Below are 25,551 nucleotides of genomic sequence, written 5' to 3'. Positions count from 1 at the left end.
AATTCTCAGAAAAATCGTCGTATTTCACCACAATTTTCTCACAATTTCATCTTAAAACAAATTCATACATAAGTAAATAACAATGCTTTTATTAAATTCAATAAGTTTAGCTTATCACAAGGAAATGATTACTCCTCATAAACTGAGCAGCACGGGTTCATACTAATGCTGAGGTGATAGAACATGACAAAAAGAAAAGCAAATCATGTCATTGACGACATGAACGCAGCCAAAAGCCAAGGAAATGGTGCAGGCTATATAGAAAATGATCAGCTCGTTTTAACAGAAGAACAAAAGCAAAACAATAAAAAGCGTAAAAAAAACCAATAAGAAAGGAGTGAGAAATGATGACGAACAAAAACACTGGGAAAGACATACGTCAAAACTCTCCTAAAGAGCATCAAGGCGGGCAGCCTGAGCCACTATCAGGCAGTAAAAAAGTGAAAAACCGCAACCATACAAGACAAAAGCACAATTCACATCATGATATGTAAACATTTTCTCTTAAGCCCGTGACCAAACGGGATGTTTTAGGTCTTTCACACATTTCAACTTTCATCATATGATTTATTATGAGATGTGATGGAGGAGTGTTTATGGAGAATGAAAAGCAAGTGAATTCCTCTGATTTTCTTGAAATAGATGATTGGCTGAGTGTATTAATGGACGATCCTTTTGCATGGTATGACGAACAGCTCCCAATAGATCTTTACGAAACGAGCCGTGATTATATTATTGAGATCGACCTCTCCACCCTATCGATCACTGATTTAAAACTGACCTTTTCCGGATGTGAGCTCATCCTCGCTTATTTGATTGATGAAAGAGAACAGCCGATTGAAAAAAGTGTCATGCTCCCTTTTTATTTGAATGACAAAGACATTGATACAGATTACGAAAACAGAATCATATCAATAAAAATCAAAAAAGATGCCCATCGTCAAGACGGAGCATTTTCCTTTCAAATGCCGCACTTCAAACATTAAGAGCCCACCTGTATACAGGTGGGCTCTCTTCCGTTCGTTTCAAGTCAATACCTTGTGCGAACCACCATGGCCAAATAGTAGAGTCGCTATACAATAATGTATTCCTTTTCTACTAAATGGTTTGGGTCATTCTAGTAAATGGGCGTCTCTTTATCAAAAAAGGCATTTATAGAGAAAAAACACATACATTTTTGTTATTTTCTTCTACCTTCTCTTCATGTAAAATAGAATAGAGAGAAGGGATATAGGGAGTGAGAACATGTTAAGCGGCTGGTTTTTGTGGTTCATTTTATTTTGGGGTACAGTGATGATTGGATTACTAGCAATCGGTGGCTTTTTTATGTTTCGCAAGTTTTTAAAACGATTGCCGAAAGAAGACGGGAAATCAGAGCTTGATTGGCAGGATGAATATATTCAAAAGAGCCTGCACCTATGGCGCGATGAAGACAAACAGCTATTAAATGAGCTAGTATTACCGGTTCCAGAGCTGTTTAGAGATGTCGCCAAAGAAAAAATCGCCGGCAAAATTGGCGAACTGGCACTAAAAGAACAAGCGGCCAGCATTAATTTAGACTTAATCATTCGCGGCTATATTATCGCTACACCGAAGCGGGATCATAAATTTCTACTAAAGCGCCTTCAAGAAAAAAAGATCGACCATTCACCATATGAATCTTTATTAAAATAACCTCCTTTTTAAAAAGGAGGTTTAATTTATTTGGGCCTGCTGCAGATCTAATTGTTTAGACATCTTTCTAAACGACAAATACATCGCAACCCGCCATGGGACAATCATGCCAAAGGCTAGAATCCAAAACATCCCGCTGAGCGCACCATAATCAATGGAAGAGCTTAAAATCGTCTTCATTCCGATACGAAGGACAAGAAGTCCAATGAGAATAAACACAAATGCTTTTGAACGTTTCAAATAGATTTCATTGCCTCTAATTTCAAATTTCGATGTTTTAATTAAAAAGATAGAGAAAAACATCCCTACAGTAATCGCCTCTAAAAATTCAGCTCCAGTTACTTGAAACATTGGCACAAAAAACATCAGTGCACCAGTGCTCATAAAGATAGGAGGTAATATAATTTTTTTCGCGGTTGCAGGTTTTGCAGATGATTTAATGCGAATAAACATGACGGCTACCGCCATACATACCGCCACTATAGAAGAAATTATGATCATCATATCAAATCATTCCTTTATTCTTTAAGGTCAGTCTATGTATAATATACTCCAATTGACGAAAAAAAACCATTCGCCGCGACTGTAGAAAACGATTTCAAAAGCCCGTAAATCCTCCAAATAATGATGAGAACATAATAATGATCCATGTCAGAAGATCAAAGAACAGTAAGATCCCTACTACGATCATAATAATCCCGCCAGTTTTCATGATGAGCTGCTGACGCTTTCTGATCCAAGCCATTTTTGTGATGAAAAAGGAAAGAACAAAAAATGGGATAGCAAAACCTAATACATACGCAATCATGTAGGTCACAGCGGACTCTGGCTTGTTGCTGGCAAGTGTGATGACAGCTGATAAAATCGGGCCGGTACATGGTGTCCAACCAGCAGCAAAACCCATTCCGATGAGAATCGATCCAAAAAAACCGGCTGGACGATTTTTAAACTGCAACCTCTTTTCTCCCATTAAAAAAGAAGGCTGAAATACACCAAGAATCATAAAGCCAAAGAAAATAATGAGAATGGCACCAATTTGACGAATCGCATCTTGATATTCAATGAAAAACTTCCCAACAAACGATGTCCCAAATCCAATGGCAATAAAAATGAGAGAGAACCCAATTAAAAAGAATAATGTATGAAGAAGACTTCTTCTTCTCAGCATCACCTTCTCAGATTTCACTTCATCTATACTAACGCCCGTAATATAGGATAAAAAGGCTGGATAAAGTGGCAGACAGCACGGTGAGATAAAAGATAGAAACCCTGCTCCAAACGCTAAAAAGTAATTCAAATCTGACAAAAGAACACCCCCTTCTTACAATATACAATAAGAGATGACAAATTCATTTCATTTTTTTTACATCGCCTCAATAAAGATGGTCTAATCTCTTAAAACCTTATATAATTTAATTTGACATCAAGATACCAAACCCTTTAAATTTGAAAATAAACCTTAAAATGGATATAATAGAATCGATTCTTTTTATCAAGATTTGCATGAAAGGAACATGACTTTGGTAAAAACATCATTATTAACTCAAATTGAAGAAAAAAGAGAAGAGCTGATGAAAGTTGTCTTGCATAATGGGATGACATCAACAGTGACCATCGAACATAGCCAGCAGCTAGATCATCTCCTCTTACAATATCAACGACACTTACACTCAAACTCAGCCAACTAATGATATCTCAAGATAGAAACAAATGCCGCACGATTTTAGAAAAGTTGATATGTGTGACAATAAAAGAAACGAAAACCTCTGCTCACAGGGGTTTTTTGTTTTGTCTTAAACGGACGGTTCACGGCAAAATAAAAACCACTTTCCCTGCTTTATTCATGCAAGTACAGTGGTTTTATGCGTCTGATGAAGGTGACTTCAATAAAGAAAGGACATCGCTTGTCCAATCTTTAGGGACCATGTTCCATCTATGATCATAATAACGTACGTATTATTTCGCTTGGTTGTTCATGGCTTTCATCATTTGATTGATTTTCTTTTGGGACGGTTTCATGCCCATTTGCATCATCATCATTCGAAGCATTTGTTCATTAATTGGTGGATTCTTTTTCAAATAGCTCATCATATACTTACGAGCAATAAAGAATCCGAGTGCAACTCCTGCAAGCAGTGCAACAACGCCTACAAGGATGACAACCCATAAATCCATAATTCTTCCTCCTTCATGTTGTCTCGTATAAAGTGTACTAAACAAAAGGCTATTATACAACATTTCACGTTCAATTTTATTTTTTTAAACAAAATTCCTCACTTTTACCGGATTGAGCCACCCGTGCTTCTTTGATCCAAAGTCCATAGCCAGGAAACAAGGACTAATTTTTCTGAGTACTTCAAAAAACACCGCTTCTGCCTCATAACTGCCTGTGGCAGACATTTGAATGTAACGGTCTTTTATAATGAATGCGGCTGTGCCTTTTCCATCTGGCAGCGATGCACTGTATATTGAGCCTATTTGTGTATAGTGAATGTTGGTTAAATTGTTCATTAAACGCTGGTGCATATGAAAAGCAGGGATTCGTTTCGTTACATAATCCACTTGCTTAACAAGCATGACTAATTCGTCATCACTGCGGTTCGTCCAGTGTAACGATTCAAACAAATGAAACAAAATAGATTCTCTACCAAAATAATGATGAGCAAACTCATCCTCAATCCAATAAATATAATAATGGCGTTCCATGTCTATCCCTTCCTTTCACATTTCGTCAATCTCGCTTATTGCTTGTATTATACAAAAATGTGAAAGAAAGAATTGTCTATATATGAAGCAAGAAGAAACTAGTTTTGTCAAAAAAACAAGAAAAAAGAAAAAAGTTTGCAGAGCATAGTGAAAAGCTCTGCAAACCAACTGCAAAAAAACATGATGCTTGGAGACTGATTATTTATTCAGCTTTGCTTTTACGCGGCTCACCACGTTGCTGACAGTGAAACCGTATTTTTCAATAATGGTTTCGCCTGGTGCAGAAGCGCCAAATTTATCAATCGCAATCACATCGCCATCAAGGCCAGTGTAACGTTCCCAGCCAAGTGAAGCACCCATTTCGATTGCAACACGTGCTCTCACTGCTTTAGGAAGAACGGACTCTTTGTATTCGTCTGACTGCTCATCAAAGCGATCCCATGCAGGTAAGCTCACGACAGAAACGCGAATGCCTTCTTTTTCAAGTGCTTTTTGCGCTTCAATGGCTAAACCTACTTCAGATCCTGAAGCAAGTAGAAGAGCTTCTGGCTGTGCATCAGCTGCTTCAACGACGACATATCCACCTTTTTCTACGCCTTCATACGCCTTCTCTGGTGATTGATCAATCGTTGGAAGGTTTTGACGAGTAAGAACAAGCGCTGTCGGTTTATTCGTTGAAGATACAGCAATTTTCCATGCTGCAGCTGTTTCGTTTCCATCAGCTGGACGAATAACAGAAAGGTTAGGCATCGCACGTAATGAAGCGAGCTGTTCAACTGGCTCATGCGTTGGTCCATCTTCCCCAACCGCAATGCTGTCATGCGTAAATACATAAGTGACAGGAAGTCCCATTAATGCAGCAAGACGAATGGCAGGTCTTAAGTAGTCTGAGAAAACAAAGAATGTTCCACCGAATACACGAAGTCCGCCGTGAAGTGCCATACCGTTTAATGCTGCACCCATTGCGAATTCTCTCACACCAAACCAAATGTTTCTGCCAGCATAATTCTCTCTACCAAAGTCACTTGTATCTTTGATTGTTGTTTTATTTGATCCAGCAAGGTCAGCAGACCCACCAATAAAGAATGGTACTTGCTTTGCAATGCCATTTAATACTTCTCCAGAAGAAGCACGAGAGGCAAGGCTTGAACCTGCTTCATAAACAGGAACTTCTTGATCCCAATTCTCAGGAAGTTTTCCTTCAATCGCAAGCTTCAGCTGAGCTGCCAGTTCTGGATATTCTTTTTCATATTGCTCAAACAGTTCATTCCACGCTGATTCTTTTTTCTGTCCAGCGTCTTTAACAGCAGTTTTGAAATGATCGTACACTTCAGAAGGTACATGGAAATCTTCTTCAAACGTCCAAGAATAAGCTTCCTTCGTTAGCTTCGCTTCCTCACTGCCAAGCGGTGCACCGTGCACCCCAGACGTTCCCGCACGGTTTGGTGAACCGAAACCGATTGTCGTCTTCACTTCAATAAGTGTAGGTTTGTCTGTACTTTGTTTGGCTTTTTCAATGGCAGCCGTCACTTCTTCAATGTTATTGCCGTCTTTTACATAAAGAACTTCCCAATTCATCGCTTCAAAACGATTCTTCACATTTTCAGAGAAAGAACGATCAAGGTCGCCATCTAAAGAAATGTCGTTTGAATCATAAAGAACAATTAAACGGCCTAAGCCTAAATGACCAGCAAGTGAAGCAGCTTCAGAGGAAATGCCCTCCATTAAGTCTCCATCTCCGCAAATGCTGTATGTATAGTGATCCACAACATTAAAATTGTCTTTGTTATACGTTTCTGCAAGATGTCTTTCTGCAAGTGCCATTCCAACAGCCATCGCAATCCCTTGTCCTAAAGGACCTGTTGTCGCATCTACGCCCTCTGTATGTCCAAACTCAGGATGTCCAGGTGTTTTGCTTCCCCATTGGCGGAATTGTTTTAAATCTTCGATGCTCAGATTGTATCCGCTTAAATGAAGCATGCTATATAAAAGCATAGAGCCATGTCCCGCAGATAACACAAAACGGTCTCTGTTAAACCAATTTGGATTTTGCGGACTTACGTTTAAGTGATTCGTCCATAAAGCGTATGCCATTGGTGCAGCGCCCATCGGCATTCCAGGGTGACCGGAATTCGCTTTTTCAATTGCGTCTATGGAGAGAGTACGTATTGTTGCAATAGATTTCAATTCAATCGTTTCCATATAAATCCCCTTCCGTATCTTGTGTACACCATTATCATAAATCTACTGTCCTTTTTTCACAACTATTTCACGCCGAAAAAGAAGGATTTTGTCACATTTAGTTTATCGATCACCTAAAAACTTATGCAAATATGAAAAAAGATGAGAATATTCCTCCCATCTTTTCAAAAATAAAGAAATGATGACCTTTAATGAAGATTCTGGTCTCTTTCTCTTTTTAATTTTTCTGGTGTGACATCGTTTCCTTCTGGATCGACGATTTTCACGGTTTTGAGTGTATTTTTCATAGAAGAACGAAAAGCCTTTAAATATTCCTCTCTTAATTGCTTCTGTTCTGTTTTCTCAGCGTCCGACAAACCGGCCTCTTTCGACTTTTTTGAAAGCTCATTGATTCTTGCAAGCTGTTCTTTAGAAATCATGACAAACTCCTTTAAAACATTTTCTCTACATACTACTAAATATCAGTCATTTTTACAACAAATCACGCTTTAAGTCGCAAGCCCTTTTTCATATTCTTGGTACCTTCTATGGACGGTTGCTTTTGAAATGTCAAAACCAAGTGCCTGCAATGTCACTGCAATTTCAGCGAATGTCATGTTGTTTTTTCTTAATCGAACAATTTCAGAAATCGGTACTTCAATACGTTCGCGGCCAGGCGCCTGCTCTTGGTGTTTTAAATTTAGTTCGGGTTGATACCCTCGCTCAACAGCTTTTTTCATCCCACGCTTAATTTTCAAATTATGAATTTTCCGCTGATACTCTTCTACAACGCCTACAATTTCAATGACCATTTCGTCTGCTTCTGAAAGCTCAAGCTCTCCTCTATGAAATACGCTGTACACCTTGACTTTCTCTTTAAACAGACAGTGAAGAAGAGCGATTTTCGCCTGCCCTCTTCCAAGGCGTGTCTCATCTTGAATGAGAACAGCATCGATTTCTTCCTCTTTCAGCGTAGCCAGCATGTCAAAAACACCGTCACGATCAAGATCGTATCCACTCGCTTTTTCTTTAATCACTTTGACTACATTCATCTTGTGCGCTGCAGCTAAAGCAAGCAGTTCTTCTTCTTGTCTTGTAAGCGAGGTTTCTTGCTCTTCTTTGGCAGTACTTACTCTCGCATAAATGATTGCATTCATGTCTTCAATCGACCTTTCTACTGTACTGTTGCAAGTTGATATACGACTGGATGCTCTTTTTTAACTGGAATGACAAGGATATCTCCAGGCTGGATGTCAGTTGAAGCGAGATCATTGTGTTCAGTTACCCAGTCAATAAAAGCATTTTTATCGATTGATTTACTGTCGTTTACTTGATCAGCTAATCCCCAAAGAGTATCACCTGATTGAACCTCTATTTTAACATATTGATTTGGATCATTATGGCTAGTGACTGCAATAAGTGAGAGAAATATGCCAACGATGAATGAGAATAGCCCAATAAAAATAATAGATTCCTTTAACCTCATAATGTCATCTCTCCTAATAGAATGTGTGTTCGTTCTTTCTGACACTCATTATAAATACGAACAAACGTTTCTGTCAAACGTTTTTTTCGAACCTATGTTTGTACTGTTAGGAAAAACATGCTATAATTTCTTTAAAATTGACGTTTTGAGGTGCAAAAGATGACGAAGCTATCAAAAAGACAACTCGATATCCTGAAATTCATAAAAGAAGAAGTAAAAAGCAAGGGTTATCCCCCATCCGTTCGTGAAATTGGCGAAGCTGTCGGTCTAGCATCAAGTTCAACTGTCCATGGACATTTAGCTAGACTAGAAACGAAAGGTTTAATTAGAAGAGACCCAACGAAACCTAGAGCGATCGAAGTACTAGATGAAGAGGAAATGAATATTCCAAAGAGCGCTGTAATGAATGTTCCAGTCATCGGAAAAGTCACAGCAGGCTTGCCTATCACGGCTGTTGAGAATGTAGAAGAATATTTCCCACTTCCAGAAACTTTTGCAGCGCCAGATGAACAAGTATTTATGCTTGAAATTATGGGAGAAAGTATGATCGATGCAGGTATTTTGGACAAAGACTACGTCATTGTGCGTCAACAAAGCACTGCCAACAATGGAGATATTGTGGTGGCTATGACAGAAGAAGATGAAGCAACAGTGAAACGTTTTTATAAGGAAGATACACACTTTAGATTACAGCCCGAGAATCCATCAATGGAACCGATTATTTTACAGAATGTGAGTATACTAGGTAAAGTGATTGGCGTATTTAGAAATATTCATTAAAAAAAGCCGGTATTTCATCAACGTTTGATGAGAGCCGGCTTTTTCTTTTATGAACAAGAATATGCAAGAATACTAGAGCTTGGGAACGAGCCAAATGTAAAGTTCGGCCATATGAAACCCGTTGTACGGCCAAAAGGCTGCGAGGAAAGAACATACATGAGAAATACTTGACCGTTTCTAAGGAACACAATGGTCCACCTTCTATTACATCCAGCTGCAAATTGAACCGTTTGCTGGCTTCCGCCTACACTCTGCCCTGCAATGAGCGGCTGCATACTTTGAGGCTGAGAAACTGCTTGTTGATATTGCGAGATGATATGCTGCGGCGGGGCTGGCGGGACCGATTGTCCTCCTGCTCCTTGCCCTTGCCCAGTCCCTCCGAATGGCAAGCCGGGAAATCCTCCAACTTGAGAAATAGGAAACGCCGGCATGCTTTGTACCTGCCGATCGTACAAGTACCCATTCCACGTACCTTCATATGGATTATACATATTAAACACCACTTTCTTAGACATTCATCACGACAGTATATGTCATACATAAAAAAAGAGTGTTGAAGAGACAAATAGAAATCTTTCCAAAAGACGTTTTATTCTTCTTTAGAACGGTTAAATATTAATGAGGAAGAAAAAAATAAAAAAATGAAAACTTTTTGTCTCCCTCAAACGTTATATATGTAGAAAGAAAAGAAATAAAAAACATTTAGATTTAATACTTGTAATATATCTGTAACTATTGTAACATTTGTAACATAAGAAGTTTTCATTGAGAAAAGGAGGCAATCGCCTTGAAAAAATTATTTGTTTTATTAACCGCTATTATGCTTATGATCTCATTACAAACAACAACACTGGCCGCTTCCAAAAAATCAGCCGCTTTGACAAATAAAGAAGCGTTACATATTGCCCTTGATGCAAGAGAACACTTTTGGAGTGCGATGTCAGGCTACAACATTAAAGAGCATTCAGATTACAAATTAAAATCATTTACTTATAAAGATATGACTTACAACTACCTGTCTAAAACATTTGATACAAAGAAAAAACTAAACAGCTATCTATCTCAAGTGTTCACAAAAGATGCCATTACTCACGGTTTAAAAGACTATCAGTTCATCGTTCATAAAGGTAAAATGGCTGTGCCAGTTGGTGACGGAGACAATATGCTTAATTGGGATAAGGCAACACCTAAACTCGTCTCTAAGAAAAGTACAATCCGCACATACGAATTCACAGTCCCAACACTTGATGGACGCAAAGTAAAACGTACTGTCACTTTCGAGAAAGTACAAAAGGATTGGAAAGTAACAAAAATTGACGCTGTGATCTAAATAAAAACCAGGCCGTTTACTAGGCCTGGTTTTTATATGGATGAAAATTCAGTCATACGATCTAAAGCGTGAGCAAGTGATGAAGCCGTTTGAAATTCATTAAAAGACAGTCCAAGCTGTACAGCCGTTTGAGCAATTTCTGGTCTAATGCCTGAAATGGTCGTATCAACCCCAATTAACCGAAGTGACGTGACAAGATCAAAGATTTGATGTGCTACCATCGTATCAATGATGACGACACCTGATAAATCAATACATAAATGTTGAACACCTTTTTGCGAACACTGTTTTAATGTATTTTCTAAGATAATCTTTGCTCGCGCAGTGTCAATATCTCCAACTAAAGGCAATAAGGCAACATGACTTTTTAACACAATGACTGGGGAACTCAGCTCATAAATCATGTCTCTTTGTGCAACGAGTTTATTGGTGGTATTTTTCACATATTGCTGAATAAAGACATGAATTGAAATGTTAAATGCCTCAGATATCAAATCATACCAATAAAATATTCGGTCAATGTCAATATCACCTTGATGCTGTTTTATAAACTCTTTTAAGTAATGAAGAACCACTCTTTGATTGGACATATACTCTCTCACGACGTAATCTAATGGCGTGTTCAAGTGCTTCGGATCACTTGCTAAGTCTTCAGACCATTTTTTAAATTTCGTATGTAAATACGTCTTGTCTTCAATAAGTGCGCGTATAAAATGCTGATAATAATCTTGATTTTGCCGTTTTAGCTCTGCTATGATGCTGGAATCTGTTGAACGATAAATGGATTCTGGATCATCATCCTCAATTGATTCATACCATGTTTCAGTCAGTTTCTCTGCATGTTGCATGAAAAAATCGTATAATGCACGGTTCTTTTCCATAAGCATATGTCCCTTCACATTTTCTACTTGTCAGTCTTTGTACCTGATGGATTGATTGTACCACTGAATCTTTTGTACCTGCTAGCTCGAATACGCTCCTGTTGAACAAAAAGAGCCCCTCTCAAGGAGCCTCTTGTCTATGTTTATTTGACAATAAATAAAATTCGTTTCCCGTCAGGATACCCACTGATTTGATGCCCGACCCATGAACCAGCGCCTCTATTATCTGATGGACTGACATATTGAACGCTCGCCCCCTTTCCTCCTTCAAGACACACCGCCATCGGCCATTCATCCCGGTCAAAACCAGGTTTTGTGGGAATTCCTTTTAATGATTCTTGCCTGCGGGCATCTGCCCCATTTCGGTCAATGGTACACACGTCTGAGTGTCCTTTTCGAATAGCTTCTTGAATATGACTGCCTGTTTCAGGATACCGTTCCTTAGGAAATTGAATCACATGATCATAACGATCTGCCCCTTTTGCTGAACGATCCTCTCCAAAACCACCTAATAACGCACCCATCCAAATGACAAAACAAAGAACGACAGCAGCGATCCAGCCTTTTCTCATCTTCAAAAGCTCGTGACCTCCTCATACTTTTGATGAAATGATGTTGACTTGAAGGGAATGAGTCATTTTTAATGTATGAGTGGCTGAGTGATGACATGTGAAAAACATGAGCTGAATCTTCCTAGATACTGATCCATAAGAAAAAACGAATGATCTCTTCATCATTCGCCTTGTTCTACTTAAGATATTTCATCTACTCTATATAATGTTTCGTTTTGTGAAGACATCTCGGACGGCATCCCCTCTTCAGCTGATGAGGATCGTTTATATTCTTCAGATGAGATGACTGTACCATGTGATTTAATCCAACTCACCAATTTGCTGTTAGCTGATGACTGATTGTCTGTTAATAAAAAGTATTTCACCTTTCCTTGTTGAATAAGTGCTTTTAATTTGTTGACAGTCAAAATAGGATCTGTCCCATTAAAACCGCCTAAAGCCATTACATTCTCATCTTCATCAATGATATATGGCGCTGCGGTAACAGTCGTAAGCGTTGCAAATAAATACGTTTCACCTGTTTGATGCGCCTTTAAATAAGTGAGTAAGCCTTGATCGACACTAGATGTAAACATGTTCCCTCCTCGTGAACTAGCCAGCTGTACACCTGCCTCTGGAAGAACAGCATTTCCACCATAGATGATTGGGGTGGCGGACCAAAAACCTGGAATCAGTAACAGCGTTGTCAAAGCGGTGATGAGCAGTCGTTTCATGATCAATTGTTTTTCTCTGTATATCAGCAATAGGATAGCGATAATCATCCCTGCAATCGCAATGGCATACATCCAAATACTACTGATTTGAGTCGTATAGTTACTCAAAATATACCCTTGGAAGATGGCTGTAACAGCGATTGCTGCTGGAAGCAAATACGCAGATACTCCTTTGTTGGCCTTAAATAACTCTCCCATCTTCTTAGCTCCTATGCCGCATAGTGCTGCAATAGGCGGGGCAAGCATAATGAGATAGTAATGGTGAAAGAAACCCGCAATACTAAAGAATCCGGCAGCAGGAATCAGCCATGCTGTCCAAAACATCGTTTGTTTCCATTCATTTAATTGAGCTTTTCTCTCCTTCCACCAGCTGATGATCATCCCTAAAAGTCCAAACAAAGCAAACGGCAGCATCCAGCTGATTTGACCTGACAATGCAGATTGAAATAAACGAAATATACCGGGATTCCCCGTGCCATACATATTCATGCTTTGTTGACCTACAGCACTTCCAGGCGGAGAACCACCATCTGGACCATGTTGAGGTAGCATCATTTGATTTTGGGATGGCGGCGGCTGATTTCTGTTTGACTGATCCTCTGACGAATCGCCTAATCCAGAATTGTCTGGCATCACCATACCTGCTTGCTGGTTCATGTCACCAAAGGATTTCCCTGTCGTCTGACCAAGCAGCCGTTCCGTGCCATTATAACCAAAGGCAAGTTCTAACACTGAATTTGTTTGGCTGCTTCCCACATAAGGGCGCTCACTTTCAGCTGTCATATCTACAGCAACTGCCCACGATAGAGATAAGCAGACTAATACGACCATAGAGCATAAGAGAGAGAAAATTTTCTTTTTTAACGGTACGCGAGCAGCAATGAAATAGTAGAAAATAAATGCTGGAACGACCATAAACGCTTGCAGCATCTTCATATTAAATCCTACCGCTACCAAAGCGAAGGCAATAAGAAGCCAGCGCAACTTCCCTCTTTTTACAGCACGCATCAAGAAATACGTACCCGCAAGTAATGTGAAGACGAGCATACTGTCGATATTGTTCGTTCTGCTCACAGCTGCGGCAATTGGTGTGAGAGCCATAACGGCCGCTGACACCCTTGCAGCACCTTGACCGAAAGCCGGTTTTATCATGAGATAAAGAAGAAGAACAGACCCCACTCCAGCAAGTGCCTGCGGCAATATCACACTCCATGTATGAAAGCCAAAAATAAGTGCACTGATGGTTTGAATCCATAAAACGACGGGTGGTTTATCAATTGATACGAATCCAGTTGCATCAAACGAGGCATAAAAAAAGTGATGGAAGCTTTTGGACATACTTTTGACTGCAGCTAAATAATATTGATTGGCACTGTCATTCTGCCAAATTTGATAAGTGTAGAGAAAAGCTGCGATCAGTAAAATCAACAACAATATCATATCTATTTTTTTATTTTTCACTCATATCTCTTCTTTCTTTTTCATTTATTTCATTCAGCATAGCTTTTAAATATGAAATAGTGATGAACAAAAAAAGAAACTTTTCTGCATTTGACGATAAAAAAAGCCTGTCCCCTGTAAAGGAAACAAGCTGAATGCCCTATTTTTTATTGCGCCTTCGCATAGTTGATAAATTCAACAAAAGCAGCAGTCGCTTTTGGTCCGCCGTTGATCGTTCCGTTTGAATAACCCGCATTATGGACCCCGACGATTTGTTGGTTCTGATCTAGCATCGCAGAGCCAGAGTTTCCGCTAAATGTATCGATCGTATAGTATGCGAGATTCGTATCTTCTCTCGTGACTGGACCTGACATTTCCCATTGTGACACTTTGCCAGTCGATCTCATTTTATCACCTGGATATCCAGAAATTTTAATCGTTGTACCTGTTAGATTTGTCACTTGACGAATAGAGCGGTAGCCGACCGTATTTCCAATGTTCGTATCTGTTTTAATGACGGCAAAATCATATTGACTCGCCCCCGTGTTGATATATCCGCTTGGTACATAGAATTCGGTCATGTTTGCTGAGCCGTTCACAGCCGTGCTGTCATTCATGCCTGGGTAGACAGACCCTTTTGCACTATAGCTTCTTGTGGCTGTATTGTAGACGCAGTGTCCGTTTGTCAATATTTTGTTTGGAGCAATGAGTGTTCCTGTGCAGCTAGATCCACCAAATGTAATATAGGCAATAGAATTATAGGGTGCTACTCTTGTATTCGTCACTTTTGTTCTACCATCGTCTCCAATGACTACTTTTGTTTGAAAGTCTTTTAAATATTTTGTGAGTGGTTTTACTTTTTCGCCAATAGTAGAAGAGAGATCATCCACTTTGTCAAAGGATGAGGGGGTTTTCATATCGTTGTGGAAGTCAGCTGAAGAAATCACCTTTCCGTCAGAAGTCACCATGTCATAATCAGACGTAAGTACTGAATCAGATGCTGCATGGGCAAAACTAGGCACACTTAAAGCACCAAAAACGAGTAGAGAAGGGATTAATTTTTTCACCTTTTTCATCATATTCCTCCTTTATGTCCTATATCAAAAATGATACGATTGTTTCATATTGGAGTAAATGAGAGAATATTCTTATTTTTTACAAAATATTTCATTTGTAAATTAGGTGTTTCGTATCTTCCAAATATTTATTCTAGCGATCTCTCTATGAAAAAAGAAAAACCGCCATTTTGGCGGTTTCAAGATTGTTGACGAAGGGCTAAAAAGTGATTTATTTTAGCCCTTTGTCTTCTTTTCAACATGATCAGCTCCATACATCTTTTACATATCTGTTGTCATTGGCTAAAGATGTCAGCCATTGTTCAGCTGTTTCTTTCGCACACTGTTTCTCAGTCTGATACAGTTCAATAAGTGTTGCCTCGACATCTGGTGCCATGACCTTTCCATCCCCGCAAATATACAGGTAGGCGCCTTTGTCGAGCAATTCAATGAGCTTGGCTCCATCATTTTTAATGAAGTGCTGGACATACACTTTTTGCTCCTCGTAGCGAGAGTAAGCACGGTGGATGGTGACGGCTCCTTTTTCTTGTGCAAGCTGCATTTCGTCATAATACAGATCATCTTCATGCGGGTGGCGGCAGCCAAAATAAAGATGGGCTTCACCTAACGACTTCCCTTCATTTTGCCAAGCTTCCCTTGCCTGAATGAACCCTCTAAACGGGGCGATACCTGTTCCTGGTCCAATCATGATCATTGGTATTTCAGGAGAAGGCGGCATTTCGAATCCTGCTTGAGCTTCATGAAGGAAGCAGGCCACTTCATCTCCTTCTTGCAGTCCGCATAAATAGTTTGATGCGACGCCTGCATATTCACCGCGTCCGCTCCATGATTTTCCTTTCACAACAGCTACTGTGATACTAAGCCTCTTTTCATCTACCTTTGGCGAACTGGAGATCGAGTAATAACGAGGCTTCAATCCTGGTAAAAGGGCTAAGAAATGATCAAATGGCAGTTCACATGCTTCGTACTGTTCTAGTAAATCAAGCATGGTCACACGCTTCTTTAATACAGCTTCTTGATAAATTTCTCCCGCCATTTGTTCAAGTTCAATACGATGAGGTGGGCATACCGTATATTTTGCAAGTTCTCTTAGCTGAGTACGTGTCACAGGCTCTTGCAGCTCTACATGTGACGCCAGCAATTCTCCGACTTGAATTGGCTGATTTAATGGTAAATGACTTGCTTCTTTTTCCGAAGAGAGTATCATGTGCTGATCTGGATCGAGCTTAAAACGATCGGTCACTCGCTGAACGAGTGTTGCACTATTTTTTGGCACGATTCCGATATGATCTCCTTCTTTATAGTGCTTGCCTTCAGGTAATTGAAGTTCGATATGCCTTGTTTGGCGGGTACTTTTTTCAGATTGTAATTCTTGATTTTTCAATACAACAGCTGAAAAGGCACCGTATGTTTTAGCAACAGGACGTTCCACTAGCTCATTCGTATATGCAATGGATAGGTTTGGCTTTTCTTGGCGTTTCTCCTGCAAGGTTAAATTGAATTCTTTTGCAAGCTCATCGAAGACTGTCTTCTGGAATGTTTCTTTATCTTCATCCATATCACCGCCCGCATCGCCTTCACCAATATCCGTTACACGCTTCGCCCCTTTTCTTTCAAGTGCTTCATCAATCAGACGAGGAATACGCTGATACGTGCTCGCCCAATTTCGATCCCCACACCCAAAGACTGCAAATGTCACATTTGATAGATCCTGCTCCTCATCCTGCGTCACCCAATCCACAAACTGTTTCGCATGATCAGGCGGATGACCGTTGTATGAAGCCGTTACAATTAAAACTGCGCCTGACTCTGGTAACTTTCGAGTATAATCATCAAGCGGTGCCGTTGTCACGTCAAACCCTTTTGCTTTCCCGTCTTCAGCAAATTCGTTTGCCATCTGCTTTGCTGTGCCCAGATTTGATCCGTACAAGACCAATAGCGGTGTTCCATGACTCGCTATTTTTGCTTCAGCAGATGCCGTGCTTTTTGTTGGTTCTTCTTTCGGAGGCGCCATAAAGAATTGCTGCTTTCTTGGCCGCACTTTGATTTTAAAATCATTCGGCTTAATGGTCAGAGATTCTTTTAAATCCAGTTCATACGACGTATGGTCAATCAGTTCAAGGTTGTGCAGAACCATCGCCAGAACCATCGTGGCTTCATGAAGGGCAAATTGCATCCCAATACATGCACGCTGGCCATTTCCGAACGGTTTATAGGCATGCTGTGGAATCTTTTCAGGATGCATAAAACGTTCAGGCTTGAATTCTTCTGCATCCTCCCCCCAAACCGCTTGATCCCGATGTAATTTAGGAAGCAGCACATTGACACTTTGGTTTTTTTGGATCGGATATTTTCCTCCAATGACTGTATCCTCTTTCGCATAAAGAGAGAACGTAGGCGCCGTCGGCCAGAGGCGAAGTGCTTCATTTAAGACCATACGCGTATAACTTAGTTTTTGAACCTGCTTAAATGTCGGCAGTCCGCCTTGTAGCACGTTGTCTGCTTCTTGTACGGCTTTTTTTAATTTGTCTGGATTCTTTAGTAAAAAATAAATCGCAAATGACAACAATCCACTTGTTGTTTCATGACCTGCTATTAAGAAGGTAATGATTTGATAACGGATATTTTCATCCGACAGGCGTTCACCTGTTTCAGGATCCTTTGCATGTAGCATGAGAGATAGTAAATCATTGCCCGTTTTATCTTGTTTTTTCCGTTCTTGAATAATGTCATCTACTAATTGCTTCATAAAATCAACATCTTGTTCAAATTCTTTTCTTCTTTTGATCATTAATTTATCTGCGACCGGCAATCTGCTTGCTTGATCCATCGCTTCATTTAAACCATTCAGCATGCTTTCAATAAATGGATGTTGATTTTCTTTATAAAAGCTGTTAAATCGAAAATCAAAACCGCATAGCCCGATCGTATCTAAAGTGAGCTTTGTCATATCTTCTGCTACTTCAATTTCTTCATCACGGCCCGTTCTTTGCCATTTTTGTACAAGCTGTGTGGCAATATCGAGCATCATCTCATGATAGCCCTTCATGGCCTGCTGGCTAAACGCCGGCATCAAGATGTGATGAGCCTTTCTCCAATTCGGCTCTTCTGTCCAACTTGTGAATAACCCATCCCCTGAAAATGTTCTCACTTTATTGAGACTGCTTCCAATGAATTTATCAAAACGCCTCTCATCAAATACTTCTTTAGCAAGTTCATGGCTGGAAACAAAAATACTTGTTGCTTTTGAAAATTCAAACTGAAAGATCGGCCCTAATTCATCTGCCAGCCGCCAAAAGGTTTGAGAAAGCTCTCCTTTTTTGATATGAGGAATATTTTTTAAAGGTCCGTATGTTTTTGGTTTTGGAATGATTGATGTTTGTTGCATGTGCCCACTCCCTTTATTTCTTTATGATGCAACGCTAATGGCACGCCATAAGCATTGCTCAATATCTTCTAAAAATTCAATCGTTGGTTCAATTTCCTCTGCTAGAATCTGTTTATGAAGCTGAACGAACGCTCCAAATACAATGGATAAAATCGTTCTCCCTGAAAGATTTGGATGAATTCCATCCTTTTTGCCTTCTTCAAAAATATGAAATAGCTCATTTAATAGCTGCTGCATCTTCTCTTTACTTGTCTCATCTAAATAGTGTGAGCGTTTGTCAATTTCTAAGAAGTACAGACCACTTGGATTCTCTTTTGTAAAGAGCACTAAGCAATAAAAGACATGTTTGAAATAAGCCCTAATGCTTGCTTTAGGGTCTGGACTGTTTGTATTCACCTTGTCGATAAATGCAGTCAGGCTTCGCTGGTATAAAATGTTCACAAGAGCCTCTTTACTATCAAAATAACGATAAATGGTTCCTGCTCCAACATTGGCTCTTTTCGAAATCATCGGCATCGTTGTACCGTCAAAACCCCGTTCAATAAATAAGTCCAGAGAAGCCTTCATAATCTGCTCCTGTTTATCAGTAGTTGCTGCGGGCATTTCATCCTCTCCTTTCGTTTTATCAGGAATGAATATTCATTCCGCTTGGTGTATATTATATTAATATTTTAAATTCTTCTATTTATACTTAAACATACTTATTTTTCTCCGTCACTACATTTTTTGAAAATAATAATAATTGAGAAATGATACCTAGATAGATGACATCCAAACGACTTATAAATATTGGCAGTTCTGTGACGCGCGGGTGTCGACTGAACTATATGTTCATTCTTGGTCAATTGGAGAATGGATGTGATCGTCATATGTATCAATATATAAACTGCCATTACTTGAACGAACCGCATAAACAATGTCTTTTAAAGACAGCTGCCTTTTTTGAATTTCTTCATAGATCCACTGCTCCGTTAATTGGTTTTCATGAAGGTTTTTCAAAATGAGCTTTCCGTCCATAATGACTTCAATGGGCATGTAACGCTCTGCCTGCATCCATAGGTTAAGATCTTTTCGCGTGACATAATCAAATGAAGGGTATTTTTTCACCGACATATGCCCATCTGTTTCAATCATTGCAAATTCAACTTCACTAATGTCAAACACATTCTTTTCTCTGAGCTGTTGATTTAAATAATCAAGTGTATACCTCATTCCTTTCATATTCTCTTCAAGGATTTTGCCATTTTGAATCACAAGCGTTGGTTTACCGGCCATAAAACCTCTCACCTTCCGGCTTCTTAAAGCAAGTAAAGAAATCACATAAATAATGATCACAAGTGTCACAAAAGAAATGGTTGTGTGATGAAGCGGAAGCGTAGTATTAAACGCCAAGTTCGCCGCAATTGAACCTAGACTGATCGCCGCAATGAAATCAAAAATATTCATTTGTGCAATGGTTTGCTTTCCAAGAAGACGGGCACCGCCGAATAAAATAGCAAAAGCGAATATGGTTCGAAGAATGACTTCAATATGATCTGGCATTTCAGCTTCCACCTTTCGATTTCATGAAAAAAAGCCTTTTCTTTAGAAAAGACTCTTTGTTAGACTATGCATTTATTCCGTCATTATTCAAATGGGCCGCTTCTGTTTGCTCAAATTGTGAACGCAGCTCAATGATTGAGCTGTTTCTCACGTTTACTGGATCTTGCTCGAGTAGCCATGTATAAAATCTTGCTTGCTCTGCTGTTTGCAAAGCCTGCATATATTTTTGGGTGGAGCGCTTATCTGCAACACGCTGTTTAATGGATCGCATTTGCTTCCAAAATTGATAATAAGGAAGCTTTAACTTGGTCATAAAGCCGCTGTTATCCTCAATGACATAACCTTCTTCTTTGATTGTGTCATCATGTGATACAGATTGATACCATTTATAGAAAGAGGTCCAATCATGAAACACTGCCACTTGCTGTTTGCACCGCATGCCAAGCTGTTCACTGAGCCTTTTCACTTCAGCAAATGGTTCTTTTTCATAGCTCAGCTGACGCTTCACGATATCAAGTAAAATGAGTTGATCATGATCATATGTGATAATATGCGGGTCTTTCTCTGGCAAAATGACTTCAAATACAAGGGATACATGGTTGTCGCGTACGTATGATTTGATGTAATCGACCTGCACATCGTCAAAGGTCGCATAAAATAGCTCTTCGACCCAAGCAGCATGCTGATTTTGCTTCACATGTGACGTATACGATTTGGACGTAAACACCAGCTCATCTTTTATGTCGTTAAACCCAACCGTGCCTAAGTAGCCATTTGCTTTATCATAGACCGTCACAGGAAATTGAAGATGATTCACTAAATGCTGCATTCTTGTTTCAGGACGTTCATCAATATTAAAGAACTTATTATAACTTCTAGACACAATCTGCTTTGAAGTCATATTGATAAACAACCCTCTTGCTTTGACATTTATTTCATCCCATTGTCTTTCACTAAATGCTTTTTTGGTGAAATTAAAAGATGAAATATCGTGTGGCAGCTTTAATTCTTGTACATATTCATGCTGATCTAAATGGGCTAAAAAATCATCCAGCGTCACATTGGGCTGAACAAAGACCGGTTGCTTGTTTTCAGAAGCTCTGTAGACAGGATTGTCAATTTCATGTGTCTCAATCCCGCCTGCTGTAATTTTTAACACACGCAGCTGTCCTCCAAATTCAACCTGACCTTCGAGATTATAAGATCTTTCCGCCGCTTGGATAGGCAGTCTATATAAATTGCGATGACCGTGAATTTGAATGATATCTAATCCAGAAGTATTTTGTACAAATAAGTGGTCAATGTCATCTGAATATTCACCTACTCCGTGAATAAGCTGCTGCGTTGAGACATGCAGAAGCTCTTCTGGCAAATGAGCAAGCCCACCATGGGTGACAAGAAATGTCTGACCATGATACGTAAAATAGGTGAGCTGATGAAATGTTCTGACAAACTTCCTTAATTCTTTTAGGTCAAAACCTGCTTCCGCAATTTCAGGCGCAGTATGACGGTTAAACATATTACTTCTCACTTTTTCTTCATGTGCATATTTGTAAAGATGCTGATCATGATTTCCTTCAATGACGATCACATTGCGGCATTCTCTATGTGCCAGCATCCATTCTAAAACTTCCTTGTTTTCTATTCCTCTATCAAGTAAATCACCTGCAAAGATATAAAGCTCGTTTTCTTTCAAGTCTCTTTGCAAATAAGTATTTAGAGCTGTGTAACAGCCGTGAATATCACCGAAGACGTGAATGGCCTCATACTGATCAAAAGATCTGGGCTGATAAGTCATAATAGCTTGATATTCCTCAGGCGTCAAAACGGTTACCCATGAAGGCACCTTCTCTGTCTTTAACCGTTCATTCATTTGATATAACACAGATTCCTTCACTACTTTGTGCGGCTCTCGACCGCGATTTTGCAGCAGGGATGTTTCAAGAGGCACTTGCGTAAAATCGACGACATACACTCTATAGCGATATGAAGTAGCTAATGATTTATACTGCGAAATGGACTTACTTGTGACATGTGTTGCATCAATGACAGTAAAGTCTCCTCGTTCCATTCGGGCTGTGAGGAGTTCAAATAATAAAGACCAGACTTTATGATCATGTTTGCTTGAAATTTCCGGCTTCCCATTGACTGATAACTGCGGAGGCTGGGTTAACAGACGGATCTGATCCGCTGATAATGTATATGGTTCTAACCCTTGTTCTTTGATCCAAGTTGATTTACCTGCACCTGGGAGACCTCGTAAAAGGACTAAAGTTCTCATAATGGTTCTCCTTTAATGAGTGATATTTTACCTATTATAGATAAATTATGGATAAATCTCAATCTTTTATTGAATATGGTAATATATAGATATCGAAAGGAGGGGTTACATATGTCTAATGAAGAGAGTGCTGCATTCAATGTTGGGGATATCGTATTCCAAGTATTTTCTCTTCTATTCATCGCATTGATCGTGACCATCATTGTGATTGCCATTCGAATGATAAGAAGAAAACAAGTGGAATTAAAGAAAGTAGAGGCTAGATTAAACAGAGTGGTTGAAAAAAATCATTTAAAAGAGTAAAAATCCGGGAGTTAGCCGGATTTTTGTGTTTTCATTACGATCCCTTGTCGCTGCTGCATCAAAAAGAAAAAGACACCTAAAAGGACAAGAAGACCACCGAACATTTGCAGCAGCGTGACTTTCTCTCCAAGCAGTAAAACAGCGAGTATCGTTGCCCCAACAGGTTCTCCTAGAATACTCATTGAAATAGTTGTCGCATTCACATAGGTTAACAGCCAGTTGTTAATGACATGGGACATGGTAGGGATAATGGCGAGCAGTAAAAAAATCCCCCATTCTTTACCCGAATAGCCTACAAAAGGCGTTTGCTGTATAAGGTTAAATAAAATTAAAAAAAGGCCGGCAAAACCAAATACACAAAAACTATAAATCCAATGAGATATCTTTCTCACAGCTTGTTGACCGATTAATAAATAACAAACAACAGCGATTACACTGAAAAAGGATAAAATGTCTCCTATAATGGCGTCTTGGCTATGTCCGATATCCCCCCATCCGATCATGAGCGCACCAACAATCGCCGCACACATTGTGAAAATGGCTGACTTCGTTGTTCGTTCACGAAAAATGAGAAATCCGCCTAATAATGACACCATCGGCTGAAGTGCAATGATGATTGTAGAGCTCGCCACTGTGGTGAGCTTCAATGAGCCGAACCACAAAACAAAATGGAGCCCTAAAAAGAAACCTGACATACATAAGAAAAACCAGTCTCTCCGCTTTAACGAGACAAACTCTTTTTGACGCGGCAGAATAAACGGAAGCATCAAAACCGCCGCAAATATCATTCGATACATACTTAAAATAGCAGCAGGCGCACTTGACCACTTCACAATAATGGCCGAAAACGAAATCGCAATGATGGAGATCACAAGCGGCACCGCAATCGACTTCTTTGGAGCATTTGTCTTCATTTCCATTAGCAGCTTCCTTTACATCAGCAGTAGATGAGCTTCTCATCTTGTATGACGTCATCTTACTATGACTATTCGCCTAGAGGCAAGATGAATTTTAAGAATGTTTACATAAAAAAGGCTTTCTTCACGAAAGCCTCATTCATCATCTATTAATACATACACAGCCTGCACCGGCCCATGAACACCAACTACTAAATTCATTTCAATATCGGCAGAATTACTTGGACCTGATATAAAATGAATAGCGCCTTTCGTCTGCTCTCCTTCTTCTACTAAGCGATGAAGAGCTGAAGCAGCATGAATCATCCGCGGGACAATTGTGCTTTTTTCAATACATACGATATACATCATCGGTAAAAAATGAAGTGCTCTCCCTTGACCTTGATGGGAGGAAAGAACAACCGTTCCGGATTCTGCAAGTGTGTAATCACTGAATACCACTGCATATTTCGCTTGTTCTGCCTGCCTTATATTTTCTTCTCTTGATGTATCTGCATTCCAGCTAGTGACTGAGATTCCTTCTTTCCGCAAGGCTTGAAACATAGGATGACATTCATATTGTGCAAAACGTCTATCGCTCGAAGTCATCACAGGACCTTCTCCATACTCTTTCATCAATAATCGTAACGTTGAGGGTGCTTCTTTTGGCGTTGTTTCTACCACTTTCGTATAAATTTGCTGACATTGCACCTTCAATTGCTCTACCAATTCTTCTTTCGACAGACCTTCATTTGTTTCCCAATTGACTCGATGCTTCCAAACCGGACGCCGAATAGATGCAGGCTTGGAGGAGCTTTTGCCTAATTGTTGCTGGATATGTGCTAAAAATGGATCTCGATGAGAAATGGTTCCTTTCATTGCCGCTCCTCCTTTTGTTTCTTTTTAAACCAATCCCGAAACCTTTCTTTGCTTGGCGCTGGGAGGTCACGAATTTCTGTCCAATTCTTTAAAGGACCCGCACCTTTTGAAATCTGTCCGTTTGAAGCCATACGTTTCAAGAGCACAGGGGCTGCTTTTGTTCCAAATCGATACATTCTAGGAGTGGATGCGCCCATTCCGAACATTTTCATTGCCATCATTTCCGCTTTAGGCGCTCTCCCCTCTTTTTCAACGATGACTTGTCGATGTTTGATTAATAATTCGTGAAGTGGAATTTTCACTGGACAAGCATCTGTACAGGCTGCGCACAAACTTGAGGCGAAAGGAAGCTCTTGGTAGTCGTCATATCCTCCAAGTAGCGGCGAAAGAACAGCACCAATCGGACCCGGGTAAATTGATCCGTACGAATGACCGCCAACATGCCGATAAACGGGGCACACATTGATACAGGCTGCACACCGAATACATTGCAAAACTGGCTGAAATTCCGTCCCTAATATGTTTGACCGTCCGTTATCCACAATGACCAAATGGAACTCTTCTGGCCCATCAACTTCTTCTTCTCCTTTTGGCCCCACGACAGAGATATAGCTTGTTAACTTTTGACCGACTGCGCTTCTGCACAATAGACCGACAAGGACATCGAGCTCCTCCATCGTTGGTACAAGCCGCTCCATCCCCATGACTGCGATATGTGTCTTTGGAATAGACGTGACAAGATCCGCATTCCCTTCATTCGTCACAAGACAAATCGATCCTGTGTCAGCCACAGCAAAGTTACAGCCCGTCACACCAATATCTGCTTCAAGAAATTTTTCTCGTAACAAAGCTCTTACAAATTTGGTCATTTCTTCAGGAGTCTCTGACATATCATATCCAAGCTTTTCGTGAAAAACTTCCCGTATTTGTTCTTTCGTCATATGAAGGGCTGGTGCCACGATATGTGAAGGTGGTTCATGGTCATCAACTTGAAGAATATATTCTCCAAGATCGCTTTCAACTACCTCGCAGCCAATCTCTTCTAGCGCTTGATTCATTTCAATTTCTTCTGTGACCATTGATTTTGATTTCACGATCTTTTTTGCTGCTTTTTTTTGTGCTACATCTTGAATGTACGCCGATGCCTCTTCCTTTGTTTTTGCAAAAAACACATGACCTCCACGTCTACTCACGCTCTCACTTAATTGATATAAATAGTCATCAAGATGGGCCAGTGTATGCTGCCTGATGTCCTCTCCAAGTTCACGCCACTTTTCCCAGTTTCCAAGCTCTTCACTTGCAGTCATCCGCCTTTTATACAGACGCTCCTGTGCCGAAGAAACAGCTCCTCTCATCACAGCGTCTTCTAATCCTTCGCCGATCCGCTCTTTAAAAGCCTTCTCTCCAATTTTCATACTCATGT

The 25,551-nt window shown here is 39.9% G+C and carries 28 protein-coding genes; 8 read left to right on the top strand and 20 right to left on the bottom strand.

From position 1 onward, the window contains the following. Window positions 1-183 precede the first annotated feature (183 nt). The 4 genes from sspO to NST15_RS08915 all read left to right on the top strand — a co-directional run bounded on the left by sspO (window position 184) and on the right by NST15_RS08915 (window position 1,674). The gene (sspO, locus tag NST15_RS08930) at window positions 184-330 is read left to right on the top strand and encodes a small acid-soluble spore protein O (protein WP_035700940.1); all 147 of its coding nucleotides are present in this window, start codon (window positions 184-186) and stop codon (window positions 328-330) included. Window positions 331-347: 17 nt separating this feature from the next. Further along, window positions 348-494 carry a small acid-soluble spore protein P gene (locus NST15_RS08925; RefSeq protein ID WP_003211331.1) on the top strand — a complete coding sequence of 49 codons (147 nt, stop codon included), beginning with the start codon at window positions 348-350 and terminating at the stop codon, window positions 492-494. A gap of 102 nt (window positions 495-596) precedes the next feature. After that, the gene (locus NST15_RS08920) at window positions 597-986 is read left to right on the top strand and encodes an Hsp20/alpha crystallin family protein (protein ID WP_024719083.1); all 390 of its coding nucleotides are present in this window, start codon (window positions 597-599) and stop codon (window positions 984-986) included. A 259-nt stretch (window positions 987-1,245) separates the two neighbouring features. Further along, a complete protein-coding gene (locus NST15_RS08915; RefSeq protein ID WP_007499335.1) occupies window positions 1,246-1,674 on the top strand; it encodes a DUF2621 domain-containing protein in 429 nt (142 codons plus the stop codon). 21 nt (window positions 1,675-1,695) lie between these two features. On the opposite strand, the gene NST15_RS08910 is transcribed toward NST15_RS08915, so the two are convergent. Both NST15_RS08910 and NST15_RS08905 read right to left on the bottom strand, forming a co-directional pair. Further along, the gene (locus tag NST15_RS08910) at window positions 1,696-2,178 is read right to left on the bottom strand and encodes a CcdC protein domain-containing protein (RefSeq protein ID WP_007499337.1); all 483 of its coding nucleotides are present in this window, start codon (window positions 2,176-2,178) and stop codon (window positions 1,696-1,698) included. 94 nt (window positions 2,179-2,272) lie between these two features. Then, complete coding sequence (locus tag NST15_RS08905; RefSeq protein WP_008343813.1) at window positions 2,273-2,980, bottom strand: cytochrome c biogenesis protein CcdA; 708 nt, start codon at window positions 2,978-2,980, stop codon at window positions 2,273-2,275. A gap of 214 nt (window positions 2,981-3,194) precedes the next feature. Here NST15_RS08905 and NST15_RS08900 point away from each other — a divergent pair, with 214 nt between their 5' ends. Further along, the gene (locus tag NST15_RS08900) at window positions 3,195-3,362 is read left to right on the top strand and encodes an aspartyl-phosphate phosphatase Spo0E family protein (protein WP_008343814.1); all 168 of its coding nucleotides are present in this window, start codon (window positions 3,195-3,197) and stop codon (window positions 3,360-3,362) included. Between the two features lie 268 nt (window positions 3,363-3,630). Here NST15_RS08900 and NST15_RS08895 read toward each other — a convergent pair whose 3' ends face one another. The 6 genes from NST15_RS08895 to yneA form a co-directional block, all read right to left on the bottom strand. Further along, entirely contained in the window at window positions 3,631-3,849 is a 219-nt protein-coding gene (locus tag NST15_RS08895; protein WP_003212379.1) for a YneF family protein, read from the bottom strand. An 84-nt stretch (window positions 3,850-3,933) separates the two neighbouring features. Next, window positions 3,934-4,380: a sporulation inhibitor of replication protein SirA gene (sirA, locus tag NST15_RS08890; protein WP_007499339.1), complete on the bottom strand. Its 447-nt coding sequence runs from the start codon at window positions 4,378-4,380 to the stop codon at window positions 3,934-3,936. A 198-nt stretch (window positions 4,381-4,578) separates the two neighbouring features. After that, complete coding sequence (tkt, locus tag NST15_RS08885; protein ID WP_019744127.1) at window positions 4,579-6,582, bottom strand: transketolase; 2,004 nt, start codon at window positions 6,580-6,582, stop codon at window positions 4,579-4,581. A 188-nt stretch (window positions 6,583-6,770) separates the two neighbouring features. Further along, window positions 6,771-7,001, bottom strand: coding sequence for a DUF896 domain-containing protein (locus tag NST15_RS08880; protein ID WP_008343816.1), 231 nt, complete (start codon window positions 6,999-7,001; stop codon window positions 6,771-6,773). A 69-nt stretch (window positions 7,002-7,070) separates the two neighbouring features. Continuing rightward, window positions 7,071-7,718: a recombinase family protein gene (locus tag NST15_RS08875; protein ID WP_144740949.1), complete on the bottom strand. Its 648-nt coding sequence runs from the start codon at window positions 7,716-7,718 to the stop codon at window positions 7,071-7,073. 17 nt (window positions 7,719-7,735) lie between these two features. Next, entirely contained in the window at window positions 7,736-8,047 is a 312-nt protein-coding gene (gene yneA, locus NST15_RS08870) for a cell division suppressor protein YneA (protein ID WP_007499348.1), read from the bottom strand. A gap of 159 nt (window positions 8,048-8,206) precedes the next feature. Here yneA and lexA point away from each other — a divergent pair, with 159 nt between their 5' ends. Continuing rightward, a complete protein-coding gene (gene lexA, locus NST15_RS08865; protein WP_007499350.1) occupies window positions 8,207-8,827 on the top strand; it encodes a transcriptional repressor LexA in 621 nt (206 codons plus the stop codon). Window positions 8,828-8,874: 47 nt separating this feature from the next. Here lexA and NST15_RS08860 read toward each other — a convergent pair whose 3' ends face one another. Further along, on the bottom strand, window positions 8,875-9,318 hold the full coding sequence (locus NST15_RS08860; RefSeq protein WP_008343821.1) for a hypothetical protein: 444 nt from the start codon (window positions 9,316-9,318) through the stop codon (window positions 8,875-8,877). A 296-nt stretch (window positions 9,319-9,614) separates the two neighbouring features. Between NST15_RS08860 and NST15_RS08855 the strand changes: the two genes are divergently transcribed. Next, complete coding sequence (locus NST15_RS08855) at window positions 9,615-10,157, top strand: IseA DL-endopeptidase inhibitor family protein (RefSeq protein ID WP_017367324.1); 543 nt, start codon at window positions 9,615-9,617, stop codon at window positions 10,155-10,157. A gap of 32 nt (window positions 10,158-10,189) precedes the next feature. Here NST15_RS08855 and NST15_RS08850 read toward each other — a convergent pair whose 3' ends face one another. The 8 genes from NST15_RS08850 to NST15_RS08815 form a co-directional block, all read right to left on the bottom strand. Then, the gene (locus NST15_RS08850) at window positions 10,190-11,038 is read right to left on the bottom strand and encodes an STAS domain-containing protein (RefSeq protein WP_342499020.1); all 849 of its coding nucleotides are present in this window, start codon (window positions 11,036-11,038) and stop codon (window positions 10,190-10,192) included. 143 nt (window positions 11,039-11,181) lie between these two features. Further along, the gene (locus NST15_RS08845; protein WP_224559893.1) at window positions 11,182-11,562 is read right to left on the bottom strand and encodes a NucA/NucB deoxyribonuclease domain-containing protein; all 381 of its coding nucleotides are present in this window, start codon (window positions 11,560-11,562) and stop codon (window positions 11,182-11,184) included. 227 nt (window positions 11,563-11,789) lie between these two features. Next, window positions 11,790-13,784 carry a glycosyltransferase family 39 protein gene (locus tag NST15_RS08840; RefSeq protein WP_342499019.1) on the bottom strand — a complete coding sequence of 665 codons (1,995 nt, stop codon included), beginning with the start codon at window positions 13,782-13,784 and terminating at the stop codon, window positions 11,790-11,792. A gap of 146 nt (window positions 13,785-13,930) precedes the next feature. Beyond that, window positions 13,931-14,839 carry a trypsin-like serine protease gene (locus NST15_RS08835; RefSeq protein ID WP_008343827.1) on the bottom strand — a complete coding sequence of 303 codons (909 nt, stop codon included), beginning with the start codon at window positions 14,837-14,839 and terminating at the stop codon, window positions 13,931-13,933. A gap of 244 nt (window positions 14,840-15,083) precedes the next feature. Continuing rightward, window positions 15,084-18,227: a bifunctional cytochrome P450/NADPH--P450 reductase gene (locus tag NST15_RS08830; RefSeq protein WP_342499018.1), complete on the bottom strand. Its 3,144-nt coding sequence runs from the start codon at window positions 18,225-18,227 to the stop codon at window positions 15,084-15,086. Between the two features lie 21 nt (window positions 18,228-18,248). Then, complete coding sequence (locus tag NST15_RS08825; RefSeq protein WP_007499369.1) at window positions 18,249-18,830, bottom strand: TetR/AcrR family transcriptional regulator; 582 nt, start codon at window positions 18,828-18,830, stop codon at window positions 18,249-18,251. 228 nt (window positions 18,831-19,058) lie between these two features. Further along, entirely contained in the window at window positions 19,059-19,769 is a 711-nt protein-coding gene (locus tag NST15_RS08820) for a DUF421 domain-containing protein (protein WP_017359590.1), read from the bottom strand. A gap of 64 nt (window positions 19,770-19,833) precedes the next feature. Beyond that, window positions 19,834-22,050, bottom strand: a complete 2,217-nt coding sequence (locus NST15_RS08815) for an RNA ligase (RefSeq protein WP_342499017.1) — start codon at window positions 22,048-22,050, stop codon at window positions 19,834-19,836. Between the two features lie 111 nt (window positions 22,051-22,161). Here NST15_RS08815 and NST15_RS08810 point away from each other — a divergent pair, with 111 nt between their 5' ends. Beyond that, window positions 22,162-22,353 carry a hypothetical protein gene (locus tag NST15_RS08810; protein ID WP_342499016.1) on the top strand — a complete coding sequence of 64 codons (192 nt, stop codon included), beginning with the start codon at window positions 22,162-22,164 and terminating at the stop codon, window positions 22,351-22,353. 11 nt (window positions 22,354-22,364) lie between these two features. Here NST15_RS08810 and NST15_RS08805 read toward each other — a convergent pair whose 3' ends face one another. The 3 genes from NST15_RS08805 to NST15_RS08795 form a co-directional block, all read right to left on the bottom strand. Next, a complete protein-coding gene (locus NST15_RS08805) occupies window positions 22,365-23,273 on the bottom strand; it encodes a DMT family transporter (protein ID WP_224563478.1) in 909 nt (302 codons plus the stop codon). Between the two features lie 132 nt (window positions 23,274-23,405). Next, on the bottom strand, window positions 23,406-24,128 hold the full coding sequence (locus tag NST15_RS08800; RefSeq protein ID WP_342499015.1) for a lactate utilization protein C: 723 nt from the start codon (window positions 24,126-24,128) through the stop codon (window positions 23,406-23,408). Then, a complete protein-coding gene (locus tag NST15_RS08795; RefSeq protein ID WP_058213741.1) occupies window positions 24,125-25,549 on the bottom strand; it encodes a LutB/LldF family L-lactate oxidation iron-sulfur protein in 1,425 nt (474 codons plus the stop codon). Before NST15_RS08795 ends, NST15_RS08800 begins: the two co-directional genes overlap by 4 nt. Window positions 25,550-25,551: the final 2 nt, after the last annotated feature.

Source organism: Bacillus sp. FSL R5-0820 (assembly GCF_038593385.1).
Taxonomy (GTDB): domain Bacteria; phylum Bacillota; class Bacilli; order Bacillales; family Bacillaceae; genus Bacillus; species Bacillus altitudinis.
The sequence above is the reverse complement of the archived record's forward strand: the minus strand, read 5'-3'. Positions and strand labels throughout refer to the sequence as shown.

Excerpts from the sequence above, each read along its gene's own strand:
- sspO (WP_035700940.1), top strand. The coding sequence starts at position 184 with ATGACAAAAAGAAAAGCAAATCATGTCATTGACGACATGAACGCAGCC.
- NST15_RS08925 (WP_003211331.1), top strand. The coding sequence starts at position 348 with ATGACGAACAAAAACACTGGGAAAGACATACGTCAAAACTCTCCTAAA.
- NST15_RS08920 (WP_024719083.1), top strand. The coding sequence starts at position 597 with ATGGAGAATGAAAAGCAAGTGAATTCCTCTGATTTTCTTGAAATAGAT.
- NST15_RS08915 (WP_007499335.1), top strand. The coding sequence starts at position 1,246 with ATGTTAAGCGGCTGGTTTTTGTGGTTCATTTTATTTTGGGGTACAGTG.
- NST15_RS08910 (WP_007499337.1), bottom strand. The coding sequence starts at position 2,178 with ATGATGATCATAATTTCTTCTATAGTGGCGGTATGTATGGCGGTAGCC.
- NST15_RS08895 (WP_003212379.1), bottom strand. The coding sequence starts at position 3,849 with ATGGATTTATGGGTTGTCATCCTTGTAGGCGTTGTTGCACTGCTTGCA.
- sirA (WP_007499339.1), bottom strand. The coding sequence starts at position 4,380 with ATGGAACGCCATTATTATATTTATTGGATTGAGGATGAGTTTGCTCAT.
- tkt (WP_019744127.1), bottom strand. The coding sequence starts at position 6,582 with ATGGAAACGATTGAATTGAAATCTATTGCAACAATACGTACTCTCTCC.
- NST15_RS08880 (WP_008343816.1), bottom strand. The coding sequence starts at position 7,001 with ATGATTTCTAAAGAACAGCTTGCAAGAATCAATGAGCTTTCAAAAAAG.
- NST15_RS08875 (WP_144740949.1), bottom strand. The coding sequence starts at position 7,718 with ATGAATGCAATCATTTATGCGAGAGTAAGTACTGCCAAAGAAGAGCAA.
- yneA (WP_007499348.1), bottom strand. The coding sequence starts at position 8,047 with ATGAGGTTAAAGGAATCTATTATTTTTATTGGGCTATTCTCATTCATC.
- lexA (WP_007499350.1), top strand. The coding sequence starts at position 8,207 with ATGACGAAGCTATCAAAAAGACAACTCGATATCCTGAAATTCATAAAA.
- NST15_RS08860 (WP_008343821.1), bottom strand. The coding sequence starts at position 9,318 with ATGTATAATCCATATGAAGGTACGTGGAATGGGTACTTGTACGATCGG.
- NST15_RS08850 (WP_342499020.1), bottom strand. The coding sequence starts at position 11,038 with ATGGAAAAGAACCGTGCATTATACGATTTTTTCATGCAACATGCAGAG.
- NST15_RS08845 (WP_224559893.1), bottom strand. The coding sequence starts at position 11,562 with ATGGGTGCGTTATTAGGTGGTTTTGGAGAGGATCGTTCAGCAAAAGGG.
- NST15_RS08835 (WP_008343827.1), bottom strand. The coding sequence starts at position 14,839 with ATGAAAAAGGTGAAAAAATTAATCCCTTCTCTACTCGTTTTTGGTGCT.
- NST15_RS08830 (WP_342499018.1), bottom strand. The coding sequence starts at position 18,227 with ATGCAACAAACATCAATCATTCCAAAACCAAAAACATACGGACCTTTA.
- NST15_RS08825 (WP_007499369.1), bottom strand. The coding sequence starts at position 18,830 with ATGCCCGCAGCAACTACTGATAAACAGGAGCAGATTATGAAGGCTTCT.
- NST15_RS08820 (WP_017359590.1), bottom strand. The coding sequence starts at position 19,769 with ATGCCAGATCATATTGAAGTCATTCTTCGAACCATATTCGCTTTTGCT.
- NST15_RS08815 (WP_342499017.1), bottom strand. The coding sequence starts at position 22,050 with ATGAGAACTTTAGTCCTTTTACGAGGTCTCCCAGGTGCAGGTAAATCA.
- NST15_RS08810 (WP_342499016.1), top strand. The coding sequence starts at position 22,162 with ATGTCTAATGAAGAGAGTGCTGCATTCAATGTTGGGGATATCGTATTC.
- NST15_RS08805 (WP_224563478.1), bottom strand. The coding sequence starts at position 23,273 with ATGGAAATGAAGACAAATGCTCCAAAGAAGTCGATTGCGGTGCCGCTT.
- NST15_RS08800 (WP_342499015.1), bottom strand. The coding sequence starts at position 24,128 with ATGAAAGGAACCATTTCTCATCGAGATCCATTTTTAGCACATATCCAG.
- NST15_RS08795 (WP_058213741.1), bottom strand. The coding sequence starts at position 25,549 with ATGAGTATGAAAATTGGAGAGAAGGCTTTTAAAGAGCGGATCGGCGAA.